We start from the raw sequence: 17112 nt of genomic DNA, 5'->3' as shown, positions 1-17112 counted from the left end.
GGACGGCGGCTGATGGGGACCTCCGCCCTCGGCCCGCGCGTCCTGCTCAGGCGGCTCCGCGAGGTCATGGCGGAGCCGGTGACTGCGCAGAAGCGGCTGGACAAGATCGTCCAGATCATCGCCGCCAACATGGTGGCGGAGGTCTGCTCGATCTATGTCATGCGGCCTGGCGATTTCCTCGAACTCTATGCCACGGAAGGCCTGAAGCGCGAGGCTGTGCACAAGTCGAAGCTGAAGGCGGGCGAAGGCCTCGTCGGCACCATCGCCAAGCAGGCAATCGGGCTCAACCTGTCGGAAGCCCAGAACCACCCGTCCTTCAAATACCTGCCCGAGACCGGCGAAGAAATCTATCACGCCTTCCTGGGCGTGCCGATCATGCGCGGCGGCACGGTGATTGGCGTGCTGGTGGTGCAGAACCGCACCCGGCGCCACTATACCGAGGAGGAGGAAGAAGCCCTCCAGACCACCGCCATGGTGCTGGCGGAGGTGATTGCCGCGGGCGAATTGCGCGAAGTGGCAAGCGAGGTCGCAGCCGACGTCGCGCATGTGAGAAGCCATCACCTGCGGGGCGATTCGCTTGCCGAAGGCGTGGCACTTGGCCATGCTGTGCTGCATGAGCCGCGCGTCGTCATCCAGGATCTGATCGCGGAAAATATTCCGCGCGAGAAGAAGCGGCTGGAAGATGCCGTGGCGCAGCTCCGCGCCCATGTGGACGAACTGCTTGATGGCTCTGACGCGCAGCGGGGTGCGGCCGAATATTCGGACGTGCTGGAAACGATCCGCATGTTCGCCCATGACAAGGGCTGGATGAACCGCCTGCGCGAGGCAATTGATACGGGCCTCACCGCGGAAGCCGCGGTCGAGCGCGTGCAGAACGACAATCGCGCCCGCATGGCCCGCACGCCCGACCCTTACCTGCGCGAGCGCATGCATGATCTGGACGATCTCTCGAACCGGCTCTTGCGCATTCTGACGGGGGCCATTGCAACGGCGTCCCGTTCCGACCTGCCGCAGAATGCAATCGTCGTGGCCCGCAACATGGGCCCGGCGGAGCTTTTGGATTATGACCGGACCAAGCTCAGGGGTGTCATCCTGGAGGAGGGCGGCCGCACCAGCCATGTGGCGATCGTGGCACGCGCGCTGGGCATTCCGGCCATCGGCCAGGCTGCCGGGCTGATTGATCTGGTCGACACCGGAAGCCCCATCATCGTTGATGGCGGCACGGGCGAGGTGTTCGTTCGCCCTTCGCCTGATCTTCAGCGCGCTTATGCGGAGAAGGTGCGCTTCTATGCCCGCAAGCAGGCGCAATACGCAGCGCTGCGCGATGAGCCGGCGCTGTGCCGCTCCGGCGAGCGGATCGAGCTCAATATCAATGCAGGCCTGATCGTCGATCTGCCGCATCTCCATGATTCAGGGGCTGACGGTGTTGGCCTCTACCGCACCGAACTGCAGTTCATGATGGCGAGCCGTTTTCCACGGCTCTCGAGCCAGGTCCGCCATTATGAGGCGATCATCGAGCAGGCCGCGGGCAAACCCGTCACCTTCCGCACGCTCGATATCGGCGCGGACAAGGTGCTCCCTTACCTGCGCCAGCCCAAGGAAGAAAATCCGGCCCTTGGCTGGCGTTCGATCCGCATGGCACTGGACCGTCCCGCACTCCTCAGGCTGCAGGTCCGCGCGCTGATGATGGCGTCCGAAGGTGCGCCCATGAAGATCATGTTCCCGATGATCGCGGATGTGGAGGAGTATAAGCGCGCGGTGGAGGTGGTGGAGCTTGAAAAGCAGCACCTGCTGAAGCGCGGCCACCGGCTTCCCTCACCCTTGAAGCTGGGCGCGATGATCGAGATCCCGTCTCTTCTCTGGCAGCTCGATCATCTGCTGCCGCTCGTCGATTTCGCTTCCATTGGCTCGAATGATTTGGTGCAGTTCCTGTTCGCCTCGGACCGGGGCAACCCCAGGCTTGCCGGCCGCTATGATCCTTTGAGCCCCTCAGCGCTCGGTGCCATGCGCCTGATTGTGGAGAAGGCGCGGCGGCACAACAAGCCGGTAACGCTCTGCGGCGAGTTGGGCGGCCGCCCGCTGGAGGCCATGGGACTGGTAGGGATCGGCCTGGACTCGATCTCCATGGTCCCCTCGGCCGTGGGCCCCGTGAAGGCGATGGTCCGTTCGCTGGACCGGCAGAAGCTCTGGAAATTCATGGAGCCGCTGCTGTCGAGCCCGCTCCACACGCTCCGCCCCGAACTGATGGAATTCGCCCAACGCAACGGCGTGGTGCTGTAGGTTTTGATCTGCTCACAGCAATAGCTTTCAAAACGTAAGCTTCGCGTTAGCTTCCCATTCACCATTCTCAGTCATTCTTCTGCAAAAGCGCCGCAAAGGCGGCTTCAACCGAAACAGTGCCCGAGAGTGGTATCATGCGTGACGAGAACGTCGAGTTGACGGGAGAGGCCGAGGCCGCTGCCGACCTTCATCCGGATGCCGGTGATGACACCACCGCGGCGATCGAAATGCGCGAAAAGCCAGATGCCGGGGCAGATCCCCTGGGAGAAGCCGGCTGGTATCTTGAGCATGAGCGCCACCAGCGCCGCATGAGCCTTGAAGATGCGGGCGAAGGCTGCGGCATTCACCCCTATCACCTCGAAGCAATCGAACTGGGCGACATGACGTGCCTGCCCGAGCGCCGCGAAGCGCTGGGCATGATCGGCGCCTATGCGCAGTTCCTGGGCTTTGATCCTGAGCCGCTGGTTCAGCATTACGCCCATTACCTGCCTGTTCCGCCGCTCTCGGCCGAACTGCGCCACCCGGCCAATCCGGGCCCGCTCTCCAGCGCCAAGATCCTGGCCTTTGCCCGGATGCCGCGTTTCAACGCCCGGCGCTTTCCCGGCGGTGCCGGCGGTCTCGTCGCGTCGCTGGCGGGTGCCGTTCTGCTGTTTGGCGCTGCCAGTTACATGATGACCTCCGGCGGCGAAAAGCCTGCCGGGGCCCCCCTTGATCTGTCCCAATCCGAATATCCCGCTCCGCCGCCGCCGCCCGGTGTCGACCCGATGCCGACGGCCTCAACCGGTGCCGATACAGCAGAGGTCACCGTGGGTGACGAGCCCATGCCTGCCGACGAGACCCAAACGGCGAGCACCGGTGAAGACGGGAATAATGATCTCGAAGGCACCGGCCTCGACGGCATCACCGCACTGATCGAGAAGAGCGTGCCCCAGACGGCCAAGGGCGTTTCACCCAAGGCCGTCGCTTCCAATGTGCCAACCAGCAATGGCGGGCGTGAATTCGGGGCCGACAATGGCGAGAGCCGCCTGACGCTCAAAGCCAAGGCCCCCGTCTGGGTCCGGATCGAGGACAGCAATGGCAATGTCGTCATGACGCAGATGCTGATGAAGGGTGACACCTACCGCGTGCCGAACCGGGATGGCCTCGTTGTCATCGCGCGGGATGGCGGGCTCCTCACCTATGTGATCGACGGCAAGGAAAAGGGCATTCTGGGCACCCCCGGTGAAATCCTGGTCGGCCGTTCGCTCGACATCAAATCCTTCGAGAGCTGACGGCTGAGGGCCGTTGCGCGCTGTCGTCCAGAGAGTTTCCGAAGCCTCCGTCACGGTTGATGGCCGGGTCACCGGTGCCATTGGCCGTGGCTTTCTCGTGCTCCTCTGCGGCATGGCCGGAGACACGGAAACGGACGCCGGAAAGCTCGCCCGCAAAATCGCCGCCCTTCGCATCTTCAGAGATCAGGCGGGGAAGATGAACCTGCCGCTCAGCGCGGTGGCGGGAGAGGTACTGGCGGTGAGCCAGTTCACACTTGCAGCCCAAGGGATGGAGAGTGGCAACCGGCCCGGCTTCTCCCGGGCGGCCCCACCGGAGCTGGGCCAGCAGCTTTATGACCACTTCTGCACGGTGCTGCGGGGCGAGGGCGTCCGGGTTGAAACCGGCATTTTCGGCGCCGATATGCAGGTCGCCCTCATCAATGATGGCCCCGTAACCATCCCGTTCGACACCACCGCCTGATTTCCGATGCCTGCCATGCAACTTCGGCAGGTTTGTTGCGTTGATTAATCATATACAACGCATATTATATTGCCATGCAGAAAAATGACCCCCGCCGGGAAGCCGCCCTCCGCATCGTCGAGACGTCCCGTCTCCTGCGCAACATCGTGGAACAGCGGCTGAAGCCCTACGGCATGACCCGCGCCCATCTGGCAACCTTGTCCAGGCTCGATTGTCAGGACGGGCTCGCCCAGCACGAGGTGGCCGATGCCCTTGAGGTTCAGCCCATCGCCATGGTGCGCCTCGTCGATCAACTCAGCGCCGAGGGGCTGGTGGAGCGCCGCAACGACCCGGCTGACCGCCGCCTGAACCGCCTGTTCATTACGGACGCCGGGCGTGAACGCCTGGCCGGTCTCGAGAGTTTCAAGGCCGAGATCGGCAGGGCGCTGTTCGAGGGAATCGACGAGGCCGCCCTCCTGCAGATGCTGACAACGCTCAACCAGCTTCACACAAATATCAAGACCATGCAGGTGGCTGAAGCCGCCACCACGAAACTTCGGAAGTCAGGTACGTCATCATGAGTGATTCAAGCTCCCCCACACCCCGTCCCCAGCCGCGCCGCCGCCGCTGGCTGCGGCGCATCCTGCTGATCGTCGTGCCGGTTGTGGCCCTGGCGGCTGGCCTCGCCATCTATCTGAACGGCGGGCGCTACATCTCCACCGACAATGCCTATGTTGCCGCGCAGAAGGTGCTGGTGACGCCGCAGATTTCCGGCACGGTCAATGACATCAAGGTGGCGGAAGGCCAGAAGCTGAAGGCGGGCGATGTGCTGTTCACCATCGATCCCAAGCCCTATCAGATCGCGCTGGAGGAGGCCAATGCGGCCCTCACCCGGGCGGAGACGGATTTCGGTGCGCTGAAGAGCGAGTATCAGGGCTTCGCGCCCCAGATCTCGGTGGCACAGGCAACCGTGCAGCTTCGCCAGGACGAGGTTGACCGCAAGTCCCGCCTTTTGGCCAGCAAGGTTGTTGCCCGCGCTGACATTGAAGAGGATCAGGTGAACCTGGAAACCGCCCGCGCCAGCCTGACCTCGCTCGAAAACGGCCAGCGCAATGCCTTGAGCCAGCTGGGCGGCAACCCGGATGCGACGCTCCAGAGCTATGGCCCCTGGCTTGCCGCCAAGGCCGCGGCGGACCGCGCCCAGTGGAACCTTGACCAGACGGTGCTGAAAGCCCCGCTGGACGGCATTGCCACGCAGGTGTCCAACATCCAGATGGGCCGTTTCATTGCCGCGGGCTCGCCGGTCTTTGCGATCATCAGCGATCAGGACGTGTGGGTTGATGCCAATCCGAAAGAGACGGACATCACCTGGCTCAAGCCCGATCAGGCCGTCACCGTCACCGTCGATGCTTTCCCCGATCAGCCGCTCCAGGGCCATGTCGCTTCGATCAGCCCGGGCACGGGCGCGCAGTTCTCCCTCATCCCGGCGCAGAACGCTGCCGGCAACTGGGTGAAGGTCGTGCAGCGTGTGCCCGTGCGGGTGACGCTGGACGCAGGCCAGGACCTTTCGCGCCTGCGCGCCGGCATGAGCGTCAATGTCGATATCGACACCCGCCGCCGCCGCTCGCTGGCAGGATTGATCCACCTCGAAGCTTCGGCCCAGCCGATCCAGGAAGCCCTGCAGTAAGCAAGCGATGTCTGCCGCCGTCACATATGCCAGGGCGCCTGATGCGCCTGTCTTGCAACGGGGTCTCATCACCGTCTGCGTGATGCTGGCCACCATCATGCAGGCGCTGGATACGACGATCGCCAATGTGGCGCTCCCCTACATGCAGGGCTCGCTCGGCGTGACGCTGGACCAGGTGAACTGGGTCCTGACCTCCTACATCGTGGCGGCCGCCATCATGACGGCACCTTCCGGCTGGCTTGCCGTGCGCTTCGGGCGCAAGCGGGTCTTCATCATCGCCGCCATGGGCTTCACCATTGCCTCGATCCTCTGCGGCCTGGCGCAGGGCATCACCGACATGGTGGCCTACCGCCTGCTGCAGGGCGTGTTTGGCGCCGCCCTCGTGCCGCTGTCCCAGGCGGTGATGATGGACATCTACCCGGCCGAAAAACGCGGGCAGGCCATGGCCATCTGGGGCATGGGCGTCATGCTCGGCCCCATCATGGGCCCGACGCTCGGCGGCTATCTCACCGAGTATTACAGCTGGCGCTGGGTGTTCCTCATCAACCTGCCTTTCGGCATCGCCACCGTGCTGGGCCTCATGGCCTATATGCCAGACACGAAGCCCCGCGAAATGCGTTTCGACTGGCTGGGCTTTGCCAGCTTGAGCCTGGCCATCGGCTTCCTGCAGCTGATGCTGGACCGGGGCGAAAGCCAGGCCTGGTTCGAATCGAACGAGATCATCATCGAAGGCCTGATTGCGGTTGCCGCCGGTTACTTCTTCATTGCGCATACCTTCACGGCTGAAAAACCCTTCGTGCCGCCGGCGTTGTTCAAGGATTGGAATTTCACGCTGGGCGTCTTCTTCATGTTCATCGTAGGCATTCTGATTCTGGCGAGCGTCGCGCTCATCACGCCCTATGTGCAGAACGTCCAGGGCTACCCCGTGCTGAGCGCGGGCTTCCTGCTGGGCACGCGCGGCATCGGCACCATGGCAGCGATGATGGTGGTGGGGCGCCTCCTTTCCTTTATCGACGCGCGCATCCTGATCGGCCTCGGCATGGCGGCCTCAACCTTCTCACTCTGGGTGATGACGGGGATCACGCCGGATATCTCGGCCTACACGATCATCTGGACCAGCGTGCTGCAGGGCATCGGGCTGGGTCTCGTCTTCGTGCCGCTCAACACGATTTCCTTTGCCACGCTGCCGCCGCAGCTCCGCACAGAAGCAGCCTCCATGTGGACCTTGATCCGCAACATGGGTTCCTCCATCGGCGTCTCGATCGTGATCGCACAATTGACCAGCGGCACCACGGTGATGCATGCGCGCATTTCCGAATTGATCAACCCTTTCAACGCGGGCTTCCAGCTGGACCCCATCGCCTTGCTCGATCCTTCGACCACTGAAGGCGTTGCCATGATCGACCGCTTGGTGACGGCCCAGGCCACCACCATTTCCTATCAGAACGACTTCCTGCTGATGACGCTGATGGGCGTTCTCTGCCTGCCGCTGGTGTTGGCCTTCCGCGGTACCAGGCGTCCGGCGGCGGCCAAGTCCGATACCGTCGCCGATGCCCCGCATTGACCGGTTGCCGCCGCTGGCGGGACTGGGCTAGAAGCCCCGCCCATGGCCACAATTTCACGCGAGAAACTTGACCGCATCATCCAGCGCTTTGCGACAGTCGAACATGACATGTCCGCAGGGTCCGTGTCGGGTGATGCCTTTGTCAGGCTCTCCAAGGAATATGCCGATCTGGAAGGCACCGCCCGCAAGGCGCTTGAATTGCGCAAGGCCTATGACGAGCGGCGTGACCTGGACGAGATGGTGAAGGCCGGCGGCGAACTGGCTGAAATGGCTGAGGCCGAGCGCCCGGCACTCGAAGAAAACGTTGCAAGGCTGGAGCAGGAGGTGCGGATCCTGCTGCTGCCCAAGGACTCGGCCGATGACAGGAACGTCATTCTCGAAGTGCGGGCCGGAACCGGTGGTGATGAAGCGGCGATTTTCGCGGGCGATCTGTTCCGCATGTACCAGCGCTATGCGGCCTCCAAGGGCTGGCGCGTCGAGCTGATCTCGGCCAGCGAAGGCGAGCACGGTGGCTATAAGGAAGTGATCGCCAACATCTATGGCGCGGGCGCCTTCGCGCATCTGAAATTCGAATCGGGCGTTCACCGCGTGCAGCGGGTGCCGGCGACAGAAACCCAGGGCCGCATTCACACCTCCGCCGCCACCGTCGCTGTTTTGCCCGAGGCCGAGGAAGTTGACATCAAGATCGAGGACAAGGACCTCCGTATCGACGTTTACCGCTCGTCCGGCCCCGGCGGGCAATCGGTCAACACCACCGATTCCGCCGTGCGCATCACCCATATTCCAACAGGGCTTGCGGTTGCCCAGCAGACGGAAAAATCCCAGCTCAAGAACAAGAATGCAGCGATGAAGCTGCTGCGGGCGAGACTTTATGAAATCGAGCGCCAGCGCATTGACAGCGAGCGCTCGGCCACCCGCAAGGACCAGGTCGGTTCAGGCGACCGCTCCGAGCGCATCCGCACCTATAACTTCCCGCAGGGCCGCTGCACCGACCATCGTATCAACCTGACCCTCTATAAGCTGGACCAGATCATCGAAGGTCCGGCGTTGGAGGAAATGGTGCAGGCGCTGATGACCAACCATCAGGCCGAACTTCTGGCGCAGCAGGACAATGCCGCCTGACGAGGTGGGCCCGCTCCTCGCCTGGGCCGTGGCGCGGTTGAAGGCGGTGGGCTGCGCTACGCCAGAGCTTGATGCACGGCTGCTGCTCCAGGCGGCAACGGGGCTCTCACGGGAAGAGATCATGCTTGAGCCCCGCAGCGTGGTGCGCGCGGGGCCATTTCAGCAATTCCAGTCTTTCCTCGCCCGGCGCGAGGCCTTCGAACCGGTCTCCCGCATTCTGGGCGAGCGCGAATTCTATGGCCGCGCCTTCCGCGTAACTCCGGACACGCTGGACCCGCGCCCCGATACGGAAACGCTGGTCGATGCAGCGCTCTCGCTCATGCCCAGGGGTGCCCGGATCCTGGATTTGGGCACAGGCACCGGCGCCATTGCAATCACCCTGCTGGCGGAGCGGCCGGATTGTACCGCCGTGGCGGTTGATCTCTCGCCTGGCGCGCTTCGCGTGACAGGGGAAAACGCAGCGAAGCATGGAGTTGACGGGCGGCTTCGCCTGCTGGAGGGGAACTGGCTGGAACCAGTTTCCGGCGTCTTCGATCTTATTGCCTCCAATCCCCCCTATATATCCGCACAGGATATCGAGGGGCTGGCACCCGATGTGCGGAACTTTGATCCGCGTCTGGCCCTTCTGGGAGGAGCTGACGGCCTCGAACCCTATCGCTTCATTTCGGCGCGGGCGGCCTCCCATCTATCGCCGGAGGGGCACGTTCTGGTTGAGGTGGGTGCCGGACAGGCAGAGGATGTGACGGAGATTTTCGCCGCGCGCGGGTTCAGGCCTACCGGGCGTTACAGGGATTTGGGCGGCCATGAGCGCTGCCTTTCGTTCCAGCTGAGAACGGCTTGAAAAATAGCGATTGGAAATTGAGGCCCCGTGGGCTAAATACGAGTCGGAACGCTTTCTGCCCTTTGTATTGGTGCCGGGACGACGTTAGGGCATGGCCGCCGTTAATGGCGCGGGCCCAGTTGCATTCAGCACAGGCGGGGACATGGCAAGAGCCCTTCGGGGATCGCGCCGCTGGCAGAAGCCTTCTCTAACACACGGGTTAATGTTGAAGCTCGCTTGCTGAGCAGATTTGAAGACGAGTTGCCGCGGGGCTCCTTAATGGACGCCGTGGGGCATCACGCGCGCAACCTAAGATCAGTCTGGAATATCGAATGGCTATGAGACCGACCCACAAGAACCGCAACCGCAATCGCCATCGCAGCGGAGGCAGTGGTGGGGGAGGCGGCGGTGGCGGTGGCGGCGGAAACCCGCTGAGCCGCGTTTATGAAAGCAACGGACCCGACGTGAAGGTCCGCGGCACGGCGCAGACCGTGGCGGATAAATATCTGCAGCTCGGCCGGGACGCCCAGTCGGCCGGCGACATCGTGATGGCAGAGAGCTATTTCCAGCACGCCGAGCATTACCTCCGCATCGTCTCAGCGGCGCAGGCCTATAACCAGCAGTCCCAGCAGCAGTACCGTCGCCCGGACGATGAATTCGATGACGAAGAGCTGGAAGAGTCGAACGAGGCCGCCGTCGAGCAGCGCGGCCAGGGCCAGCAGGGACATGAGCCCGAGGGGCTTGGCGACCAGCCGGTGTTCGAGGGCCAGCCGCCGCAGAACCAGCCCTACCGCCAGCAGCGCGACCAACGCGACTTCAACCGGGACCAAAACCGCGACAACAATCGTGACAATGGCAACCGGGACAATAACCGCGACAACAACAACCGCGACAACCGCGAGCAGGGGCAGGGCAACCGGGACCGCTTCCGCCCCCGCTGGCAGGACCGCCGCAATGACAATCAGCAGGGCCAGGCGCCGCAAGGCCAGCAGCCCCGCCAGGACGATCAGCCCCGTGCTGAGGCAGCGCCGGCACCGGCACCTGTCCAGGCACCGCCCGCGCCGCCCGCACCGCCGGTTCAGGCCGAGGCCGATCACTGGGAGGCGCCATCCTTCCTGCGCCGGCCCGCGCCCGCGCCCGTTGTGGAAGCCGCAGCCGAAGAGGCAGCTCCCGCACCCGCACCCGCAGCCCCGAAGCGCCGCGCCGCGCCCCGCGCCCGCAAGGAAGCCGCAGCTGAACCCGCCACCGCGCCAGCTGATACGGATGTGAAGGCGGACTGAGGGTCTCTAAACAGTGCCGTCATTCCGGCGAAGGCCGGAATTCAGCTGTGTCTACGGCGACTGCTGACGCAAAGGGTTTGCCGTCTTCGCCGGGGTGACGGCTGGCAGACCCGTGATCTTCGTCCTGATTTGAATGTGCTGTCTCCCGCTTCAAACCCATCTCCCTCTTCGGGGGCGATGGGGAAGAGGGGATGCCGTAATTTACGTCTACTCGTGCCTCCGCGCTGTTGACGCGCGCTTGATCCAGCGCAAAGCTGAGGCCACCTCAAAAGATCACCTTAGCGCCTGCTTGAACCTTCAAGAATCCCCTCCCATATCAGCGGCATCACGGCCGCTGTCCTAACGGAATGCCTCTTGGGGGTTCAGCAGGGGAATGGTGGCACAATCAACCGTTGACGGCTGACGAAGGGCGCCTGGAAGGGGCTTGGCGTCAGCGCCGAGGAGGAGAGACACATGGATTTCGAAAAATACACGGAACGGTCGCGGGGCTTCGTGCAGTCGGCACAGTCCCTTGCGCTGCGCGAAGGGCACCAGCGCTTCAGCCCCGAACACCTTCTGAAGGTTTTGCTGGATGACGAGGAGGGCCTTGCGGCCGGCCTCATCAAGGCGGCGGGCGGAGACTCGCGCGTCGCACTGCGCGACATCGAAGCTGCAATCAAGAAACTGCCCAAAGTGTCCGGAGGCGGTGCGGGGCAGGTCTATCTCGCGCCTGAGACGGCGCGCGTCTTCGATGCCGCGCAGAAGATCGCGGAGAAGGCCGGAGACAGCTATGTGACCGCCGAGCGCCTGCTGCAGGCGCTGGCCGTCGAGCCGTCGGAAGCCTCCAAAGCGCTGAAGGACGCCGGCGTCACCGCTCAAGGCCTCAATGAAGCGATCAACGCGATCCGCAAGGGCCGCACCGCGGATACGGCCTCCGCCGAGCAGGGCTATGACGCGCTGAAGAAATATGCGCGTGACCTCACGGAGGCCGCGCAAGCTGGCAAGCTCGATCCCGTCATCGGGCGTGACGAGGAGATCCGCCGCACCATTCAGGTGTTGTCGCGGCGCACCAAGAACAACCCGGTCCTGATCGGTGAGCCCGGTGTGGGCAAGACGGCGATTGCCGAAGGCCTGGCGCTGCGCATCATCAAGGGTGATGTGCCCGAAAGCCTGAAGGATAAGAAACTTCTGGCGCTCGACATGGGCGCGCTGATCGCCGGCGCGAAATATCGTGGCGAGTTCGAAGAGCGGCTGAAGGCGGTGCTGTCCGAAGTGACCTCTTCGGAAGGTGGCATCATTCTGTTCATTGACGAGATGCACACGCTGGTTGGTGCGGGTAAATCCGAAGGCGCCATGGATGCTTCGAACCTGCTGAAGCCGGCGCTCGCCCGTGGTGAACTGCACTGCATCGGCGCCACAACGCTTGATGAATACAGGAAGCATGTCGAGAAGGATGCGGCACTTGCCCGCCGCTTCCAGCCGGTCTTCGTCAGCGAGCCCACGGTTGAGGACACGATCTCGATTCTCCGCGGCATCAAGGAGAAATATGAGCTGCACCATGGTGTGCGCATCATGGACTCGGCGATCGTCGCCGCGGCCGTTCTCTCCAACCGCTACATCACGGACCGCTTCCTGCCCGACAAGGCCATCGACCTGATGGACGAGGCGGGCTCGCGGCTGCGCATGCAGGTCGATTCGAAGCCGGAAGAGCTTGATGAAATCGACCGCCGCATCATGCAGCTCCAGATCGAGCGCGAGGCCTTGAAGAAGGAAACGGATCAGGCCTCGAAAGACCGGCTTGGCAAGATCGAGAAGGAGCTTGCCGAGTACGAGGAGAAGTCTGCCGCCATGACCAGGCGCTGGCAGGACGAGAAGGAGCAGCTTGCCTCCGCCTCCAAGGTGAAAGAGGAGCTGGAGAAAGCCCGCTTCGAACTCGACCAGGCACAGCGCAAGGGTGACTTCGCGAAGGCGGGCGAGCTCGCTTACGCCACGATCCCTGGCCTCGAGAAGAAGCTGAAGGAAGCGGAAGAAAAGTCGAGCGCCGCCATGCTCGATGAAGCGGTGACAGAGAACCACGTGGCGCAGGTCGTGTCGCGCTGGACGGGTGTGCCCGTTGACAAGATGCTGGAAGGCGAGCGCGAAAAGCTGATCGCCATGGAAACCCAGCTCGCAAAGCGCGTCATCGGCCAGTCCGAGGCGGTGATTGCGGTCTCAACCGCGGTGCGGCGTGCGCGTGCGGGCCTCCAGGACCCGAACCGCCCGATCGGCTCCTTCATGTTCTTAGGCCCCACGGGTGTTGGCAAGACCGAGCTCACCAAGGCGCTCGCTGGTTTCCTGTTCGATGACGAGCACGCCCTCGTGCGGATCGACATGTCTGAATACATGGAGAAGCACTCGGTCTCCCGTCTGATCGGCGCCCCTCCGGGCTATGTCGGCTATGATGAAGGTGGTGCGCTCACCGAAGCTGTGCGGCGCCGGCCCTATCAGGTCGTCCTCTTCGACGAGATCGAGAAGGCGCATCCAGACGTGTTCAATGTGCTCCTGCAGGTGCTGGATGATGGCCGCCTGACCGATGGCCAGGGCCGCACCGTGGACTTCAAGAACACGCTGATCATCATGACCTCCAACTTAGGCGCCGAATATCTGGTGAACCTGGGCGAGGCGCAGGATGTGGATGTGGTGAAGGACCAGGTGATGGCGGTGGTGAAGAGCCACTTCCGGCCCGAGTTCCTGAACCGCCTTGACGAGATCGTGCTGTTCCACCGCCTGAAGCGCGAGCATATGGGCTCGATCGTGGACATCCAGGTGGACCGCCTCCGGAAGCTCCTCGCCGATCGCAAGATCGACGTTGAGATCTCGGACGCGGCGCGCAACTGGCTTGCCGACAAGGGCTATGACCCCGCCTATGGCGCGCGTCCCCTGAAACGGGTGATCCAGAAGAGCCTTCAGGATCCCCTCGCCGAGGAGCTTCTCGCCGGGCGCATCAAGGATGGTGAAACCCTGAAGGTGGACGTGAAGTCCGGCCTCCTGACCTTCAACGGCGTGCCCGTTGGTGGCAAGCCCGTCGACCCCAAGGTCGTGCAGCTGCACTGACGGTCTTTCGATGATTTACAAAGGGCGGCCCTGCGGGGCCGCCCTTTTGTTTGGCCTTCTGCAATGGCACACTCCGGACATGAACCTCGATGCCTACAACCGCTTCTGCCGCAGTCTTCCCCAAACGGCTCATGTCGTGCAGTGGGAGGATGCGCATGTGTGGAAAGTGGGAGGCCCGAAGGGCAAGGTCTTCGCCATAGCCTCGCGCTGGCATGGGCCGTCGCTGGATTTTACCTTCAAAGCCTCGCAGCTGAGCTTCGACCTTCTGAAGGACAAGCCGGGTATCAGGCCCGCTCCCTATTTCGCCTCGCGCGGGCTCCTTTGGTTGCAGCGGCGCAGTGAAGAGACGCTCGATGACGCGGCCCTTGCCGACTATCTGCGCGAAAGCCACCGGCTCGCCGCGCAGAACTTGCCGAAACGCGTGCAGAAGGATCTGGGGTTTCTCACCTAGATCACGGGGAAGTCAGGTGACGCCACTCTCAACTGACAGCCCGCCGCTTCCGGCCTCACGCCTTTGGCGGATTATCCTTCGCAAAGGCATAGATCGCGAGCCCGCCGAGGAGGAGCCCTGCGAAGATCAGATGCAGAATGGCATAGGCACCCGCTGGCGGCCTGTCTTGCATCTCCTTCATCAGCGCGCCGCTCAAGGGCTGCAGCACGCCCGCCCCGCCGATGAACAGCACGTTGAGAAGCGTGATGCCGCGGCCCAGCAGATGGTCAGGCACAAAGCTCCGCCCATGCGCCATGAGGACGCCATAGGTCATGCCGAAGCCGCCGATGAGGCCCATGGTGAGGATGGCGGCACTGAGAGAGAGCCCTGGCATCGCAAGCAGCGCAAAGCAGAGGGCCGTGGCTGTTACGCCGCCGAACACCACCCATTTGCGCGTGCCGAGCAGCCGGTCCAGCGGCCCATAGATCATGGCACCGGCAGACATGGCAGCTGCCATGACGAGGAGCGCATTGCCGCGCGCCACGGGTTCAAGCCCATAGACGGAGGAAAAGAACGGTCCCGCCCAGAGCCCGCGTTCCGCCAGCACCACGGCATAGCTCACCGCGGTGATGGGGAGGAGCGGCCACAACAGCCTGATCTTGAGAACGTCCCCAATGCCGTCAAACGGCCCGCGCGCGGCATGCGTCTCAACCCGGCCGGGATCGCGGATCAGCAGCAGCACGGAGAGGGCGGACAGCGCAGTTGCCCCCGCCATGACCAGCATTGCCCCGCGCCAGCCGATCGACTGGGCCGCAAAGGCCAGGGGCGAGGCCGCCAGCAGGTTCCCCGCAGTGCCAAGCCCCAGAAGCCAGGAGCACAGCTGGGCAAAGCGCTGAGGTGCGGCCGTGCGCGCGAAGAGGTATATGGCGCCCATATAGATCGCACCGCAGCCCGCGCCGATCAGCAGCATGGCGATGTTGAGGGCAGCTGCGCTGTGCGCCGTGGCGAAGAGCACGGCCCCCACCACCGCAAGCAGCATCTGAAGCGACACGGTGCGGCGCGGGCCCAGCATGTCCAACGCATAGCCCAAGGGAAATTGCGTGGCGACGAACCCTAAGATCCAGAAGGCCTGCAGATTGCCGAGTGCCTGCGGATCGAGCCCAAGCTCGCGCGCCAGTTCCGGCGCGATCACCGCCAGGAAGGAGCGGTAGAACTGGCTGAGCGTGTAAGCCGCCAGAAAGGTGAGGAAGACGCGCATCACGGCTTCATCGCAGGCACGGTGTTCCCGTGCAAGCGATGAACCATTGCCGAATGTGAATGCCGCTTTAAGGCTTGGCTTCCGCCACCTGCAGGGCGGAAGGCGCCTGCTGCATCATGGCGACGACGCGCTGCTTCATCTGCTTGAACTTCATCATCTCCTTGCCGGCAAGCTGCTTTCCACCCGCCGCATTGATGCGCGTGGGGTTGACGGGCCGGCCGTCGACGTGAACTTCATAATGGAGATGCGGGCCAGTGGAGCGGCCGGTCGAGCCGACATAGCCGATGATCTGGCCCTGGTTGACCTTGGCCCCCTGCCGGATGCCGGCGGCGAGCTTGCTCATATGGGCGTAGAGCGTCTCGTAACGGTTGTTGTGCTTGATCTCGACGGCGATACCGAATGCGCCATGGCGCCCGGCGATCTCGACCACACCGGTGCCTGCCGAACGGATCGGCGTTCCCGTGGGCACGCCGAAGTCGACGCCCGCATGCATCTTAGAATAGCCCAGCAGCGGGTGAAGCCGCATGCCGAAACCGGAGGTGAGCCTGGCGCCGGACACCGGCGTCTTCAGCAGCGACTTTTGCGCGCTGCGGCCCTGCTCGTCATAATAGTCCGTCTGGCCGTCAGACGTGGTGTAGCGGTAATAGGTTCTCGTCTTGCCATCGAGGGTAAGCTGCGCGAAGTGCAGCACCTTGCGCTTTGAAGACGAACCGGTGAGCGGGTTTCCATAGAACACATCGAATGTGTCAGTCGCCTTCACCTGGCGCTGGAAGTCGACGTCATAGGCGAAGATGCGGGTGAATTCCGCGATGATGTAGTCCGGGATCTTGTTGTCCTTGGCGGTACCGTAAAGGCTGGACCCCACCTTGGCGCGCGCATTGAAGTGGTTGACCTGCGCATATTGTGACTTGGTTCCGGCGCCGGCACCTTCGATGGCGGCCTGGAAGCGGCCGTCTTCATCGGACTGCACGGTCAGCGTCTCGTCCGGGCCCGGTTTGAACGAGAGTTCGACGGGGAAGATCACTTCGCGGCCGTAGAAGTCATACTGCCGGTCGAGCGTCAGTTCGAAGGCGGTGCCAGGCTTGATCATGGCCGCGGGATAGACCGGGTTGATGGAGGCAACGAGTGCCTTCGCCGCTTCCTGGCCGACACCACGGTCCGTCAGCGCCTCGATCAGCGTTTCGCCCTTTGCAAGCTTGAAGGTCTCGTCGGTTGGCTCCGGCGGCACCTGCTTGGTGATGGTGGTGATATTCTCTTCTTCTTCAACCGAATCGATCTCGGCGTCGATGACGACCGGCCTCTCTTCGCTGTAGGGCAGATCGTCGGAAGAGATTTCAGGATAGAGATTGGCGTTGTTCAGGTCGCGCTCGGGAACGACCGGCTGGCCGCTGGCATCGGCCTGCGGCTGGTAGGTGGCGGAGAGTTCTTTGCGGCCGATGACCGATGATCCGGCACGCGCCGAATCAGGATAGAGGCCCGTCAGGGATGCCTTCTCGACCGCGGCATAGGCATCGCGCGGGGCAGCGTTCTCGCCAAATATTCCGAGCACGGCGCTGCCGACGACGAGTGAACCGGCAATCCCTGCAACACAGGTTGTGAGCAGCCAGCGATGATGGGCGGGTTCAACTTCAAACGGATCAGTCGACGGCTCAGCAATTCCCGCGGGAGCCGGAAGCAGCGGTTTTGACGGCATTTGAGGACGGCGCGCCGCGCCGGCAGGCGTGCGGGCGCGAAACTGTCTTTCAACGCGATCGTTCAATACTCTAATCCCCTGTCACACTCGCGAGCTCCGGACTTGAATGATCTGCCTTGCTTCCCACAATCGGCAGACCTTCCGGAGCCTGTTCGTTTCTTTCACCCCGTCCGGAATCGGATGCCCGAAGGCGCCC

Annotated in this window: 13 protein-coding genes; 11 read left to right on the top strand and 2 right to left on the bottom strand. The window is 63.4% G+C overall.

Annotation, left to right across the window (positions count from 1 at the left end; genetic code table 11):
• The first annotated feature begins 12 nt into the window (after window positions 1–12).
• The 11 genes from ptsP to ACO06F_RS09345 all read left to right on the top strand — a co-directional run bounded on the left by ptsP (window position 13) and on the right by ACO06F_RS09345 (window position 13986).
• Window positions 13–2280, top strand: a complete 2268-nt coding sequence (ptsP, locus tag ACO06F_RS09395; RefSeq protein WP_421696420.1) for a phosphoenolpyruvate--protein phosphotransferase — start codon at window positions 13–15, stop codon at window positions 2278–2280.
• Window positions 2281–2414: 134 nt separating this feature from the next.
• Window positions 2415–3551, top strand: a complete 1137-nt coding sequence (locus ACO06F_RS09390) for a helix-turn-helix domain-containing protein (RefSeq protein WP_421696419.1) — start codon at window positions 2415–2417, stop codon at window positions 3549–3551.
• A 13-nt stretch (window positions 3552–3564) separates the two neighbouring features.
• The gene (dtd, locus tag ACO06F_RS09385) at window positions 3565–4011 is read left to right on the top strand and encodes a D-aminoacyl-tRNA deacylase (RefSeq protein ID WP_421696418.1); all 447 of its coding nucleotides are present in this window, start codon (window positions 3565–3567) and stop codon (window positions 4009–4011) included.
• Between the two features lie 74 nt (window positions 4012–4085).
• Window positions 4086–4571, top strand: coding sequence for a MarR family winged helix-turn-helix transcriptional regulator (locus ACO06F_RS09380; protein WP_421696417.1), 486 nt, complete (start codon window positions 4086–4088; stop codon window positions 4569–4571).
• On the top strand, window positions 4568–5677 hold the full coding sequence (locus ACO06F_RS09375) for an HlyD family secretion protein (RefSeq protein ID WP_421696416.1): 1110 nt from the start codon (window positions 4568–4570) through the stop codon (window positions 5675–5677). Before ACO06F_RS09380 ends, ACO06F_RS09375 begins: the two co-directional genes overlap by 4 nt.
• Window positions 5678–5684: 7 nt before the next feature.
• Complete coding sequence (locus ACO06F_RS09370; RefSeq protein WP_421696415.1) at window positions 5685–7241, top strand: DHA2 family efflux MFS transporter permease subunit; 1557 nt, start codon at window positions 5685–5687, stop codon at window positions 7239–7241.
• A 42-nt stretch (window positions 7242–7283) separates the two neighbouring features.
• Window positions 7284–8363, top strand: a complete 1080-nt coding sequence (gene prfA / locus ACO06F_RS09365) for a peptide chain release factor 1 (RefSeq protein WP_421696414.1) — start codon at window positions 7284–7286, stop codon at window positions 8361–8363.
• Window positions 8353–9204: a peptide chain release factor N(5)-glutamine methyltransferase gene (gene prmC / locus ACO06F_RS09360; RefSeq protein ID WP_421696413.1), complete on the top strand. Its 852-nt coding sequence runs from the start codon at window positions 8353–8355 to the stop codon at window positions 9202–9204. Before prfA ends, prmC begins: the two co-directional genes overlap by 11 nt.
• Before the next feature lie 311 nt (window positions 9205–9515).
• A complete protein-coding gene (locus tag ACO06F_RS09355) occupies window positions 9516–10463 on the top strand; it encodes a DUF4167 domain-containing protein (protein WP_421696412.1) in 948 nt (315 codons plus the stop codon).
• 453 nt (window positions 10464–10916) lie between these two features.
• Window positions 10917–13535, top strand: a complete 2619-nt coding sequence (gene clpB, locus ACO06F_RS09350; protein WP_421696411.1) for an ATP-dependent chaperone ClpB — start codon at window positions 10917–10919, stop codon at window positions 13533–13535.
• 79 nt (window positions 13536–13614) lie between these two features.
• Window positions 13615–13986, top strand: coding sequence for an MmcQ/YjbR family DNA-binding protein (locus ACO06F_RS09345; RefSeq protein WP_421696410.1), 372 nt, complete (start codon window positions 13615–13617; stop codon window positions 13984–13986).
• A gap of 55 nt (window positions 13987–14041) precedes the next feature.
• Here the strand turns inward: ACO06F_RS09345 and ACO06F_RS09340 are convergent, their stop codons facing one another.
• Window positions 14042–15223, bottom strand: coding sequence for an MFS transporter (locus tag ACO06F_RS09340; RefSeq protein WP_421696409.1), 1182 nt, complete (start codon window positions 15221–15223; stop codon window positions 14042–14044).
• A 67-nt stretch (window positions 15224–15290) separates the two neighbouring features.
• Window positions 15291–16982, bottom strand: a complete 1692-nt coding sequence (locus tag ACO06F_RS09335; protein ID WP_421696408.1) for a M23 family metallopeptidase — start codon at window positions 16980–16982, stop codon at window positions 15291–15293.
• Window positions 16983–17112 lie beyond the last annotated feature (130 nt).

Source organism: Aestuariivirga sp., assembly GCF_965227715.1.
Lineage (GTDB): Bacteria > Pseudomonadota > Alphaproteobacteria > Rhizobiales > Aestuariivirgaceae > Aestuariivirga.
Note: the sequence above shows the minus strand (reverse complement) of the source record. Positions and strands in the feature narration are given on the sequence as shown.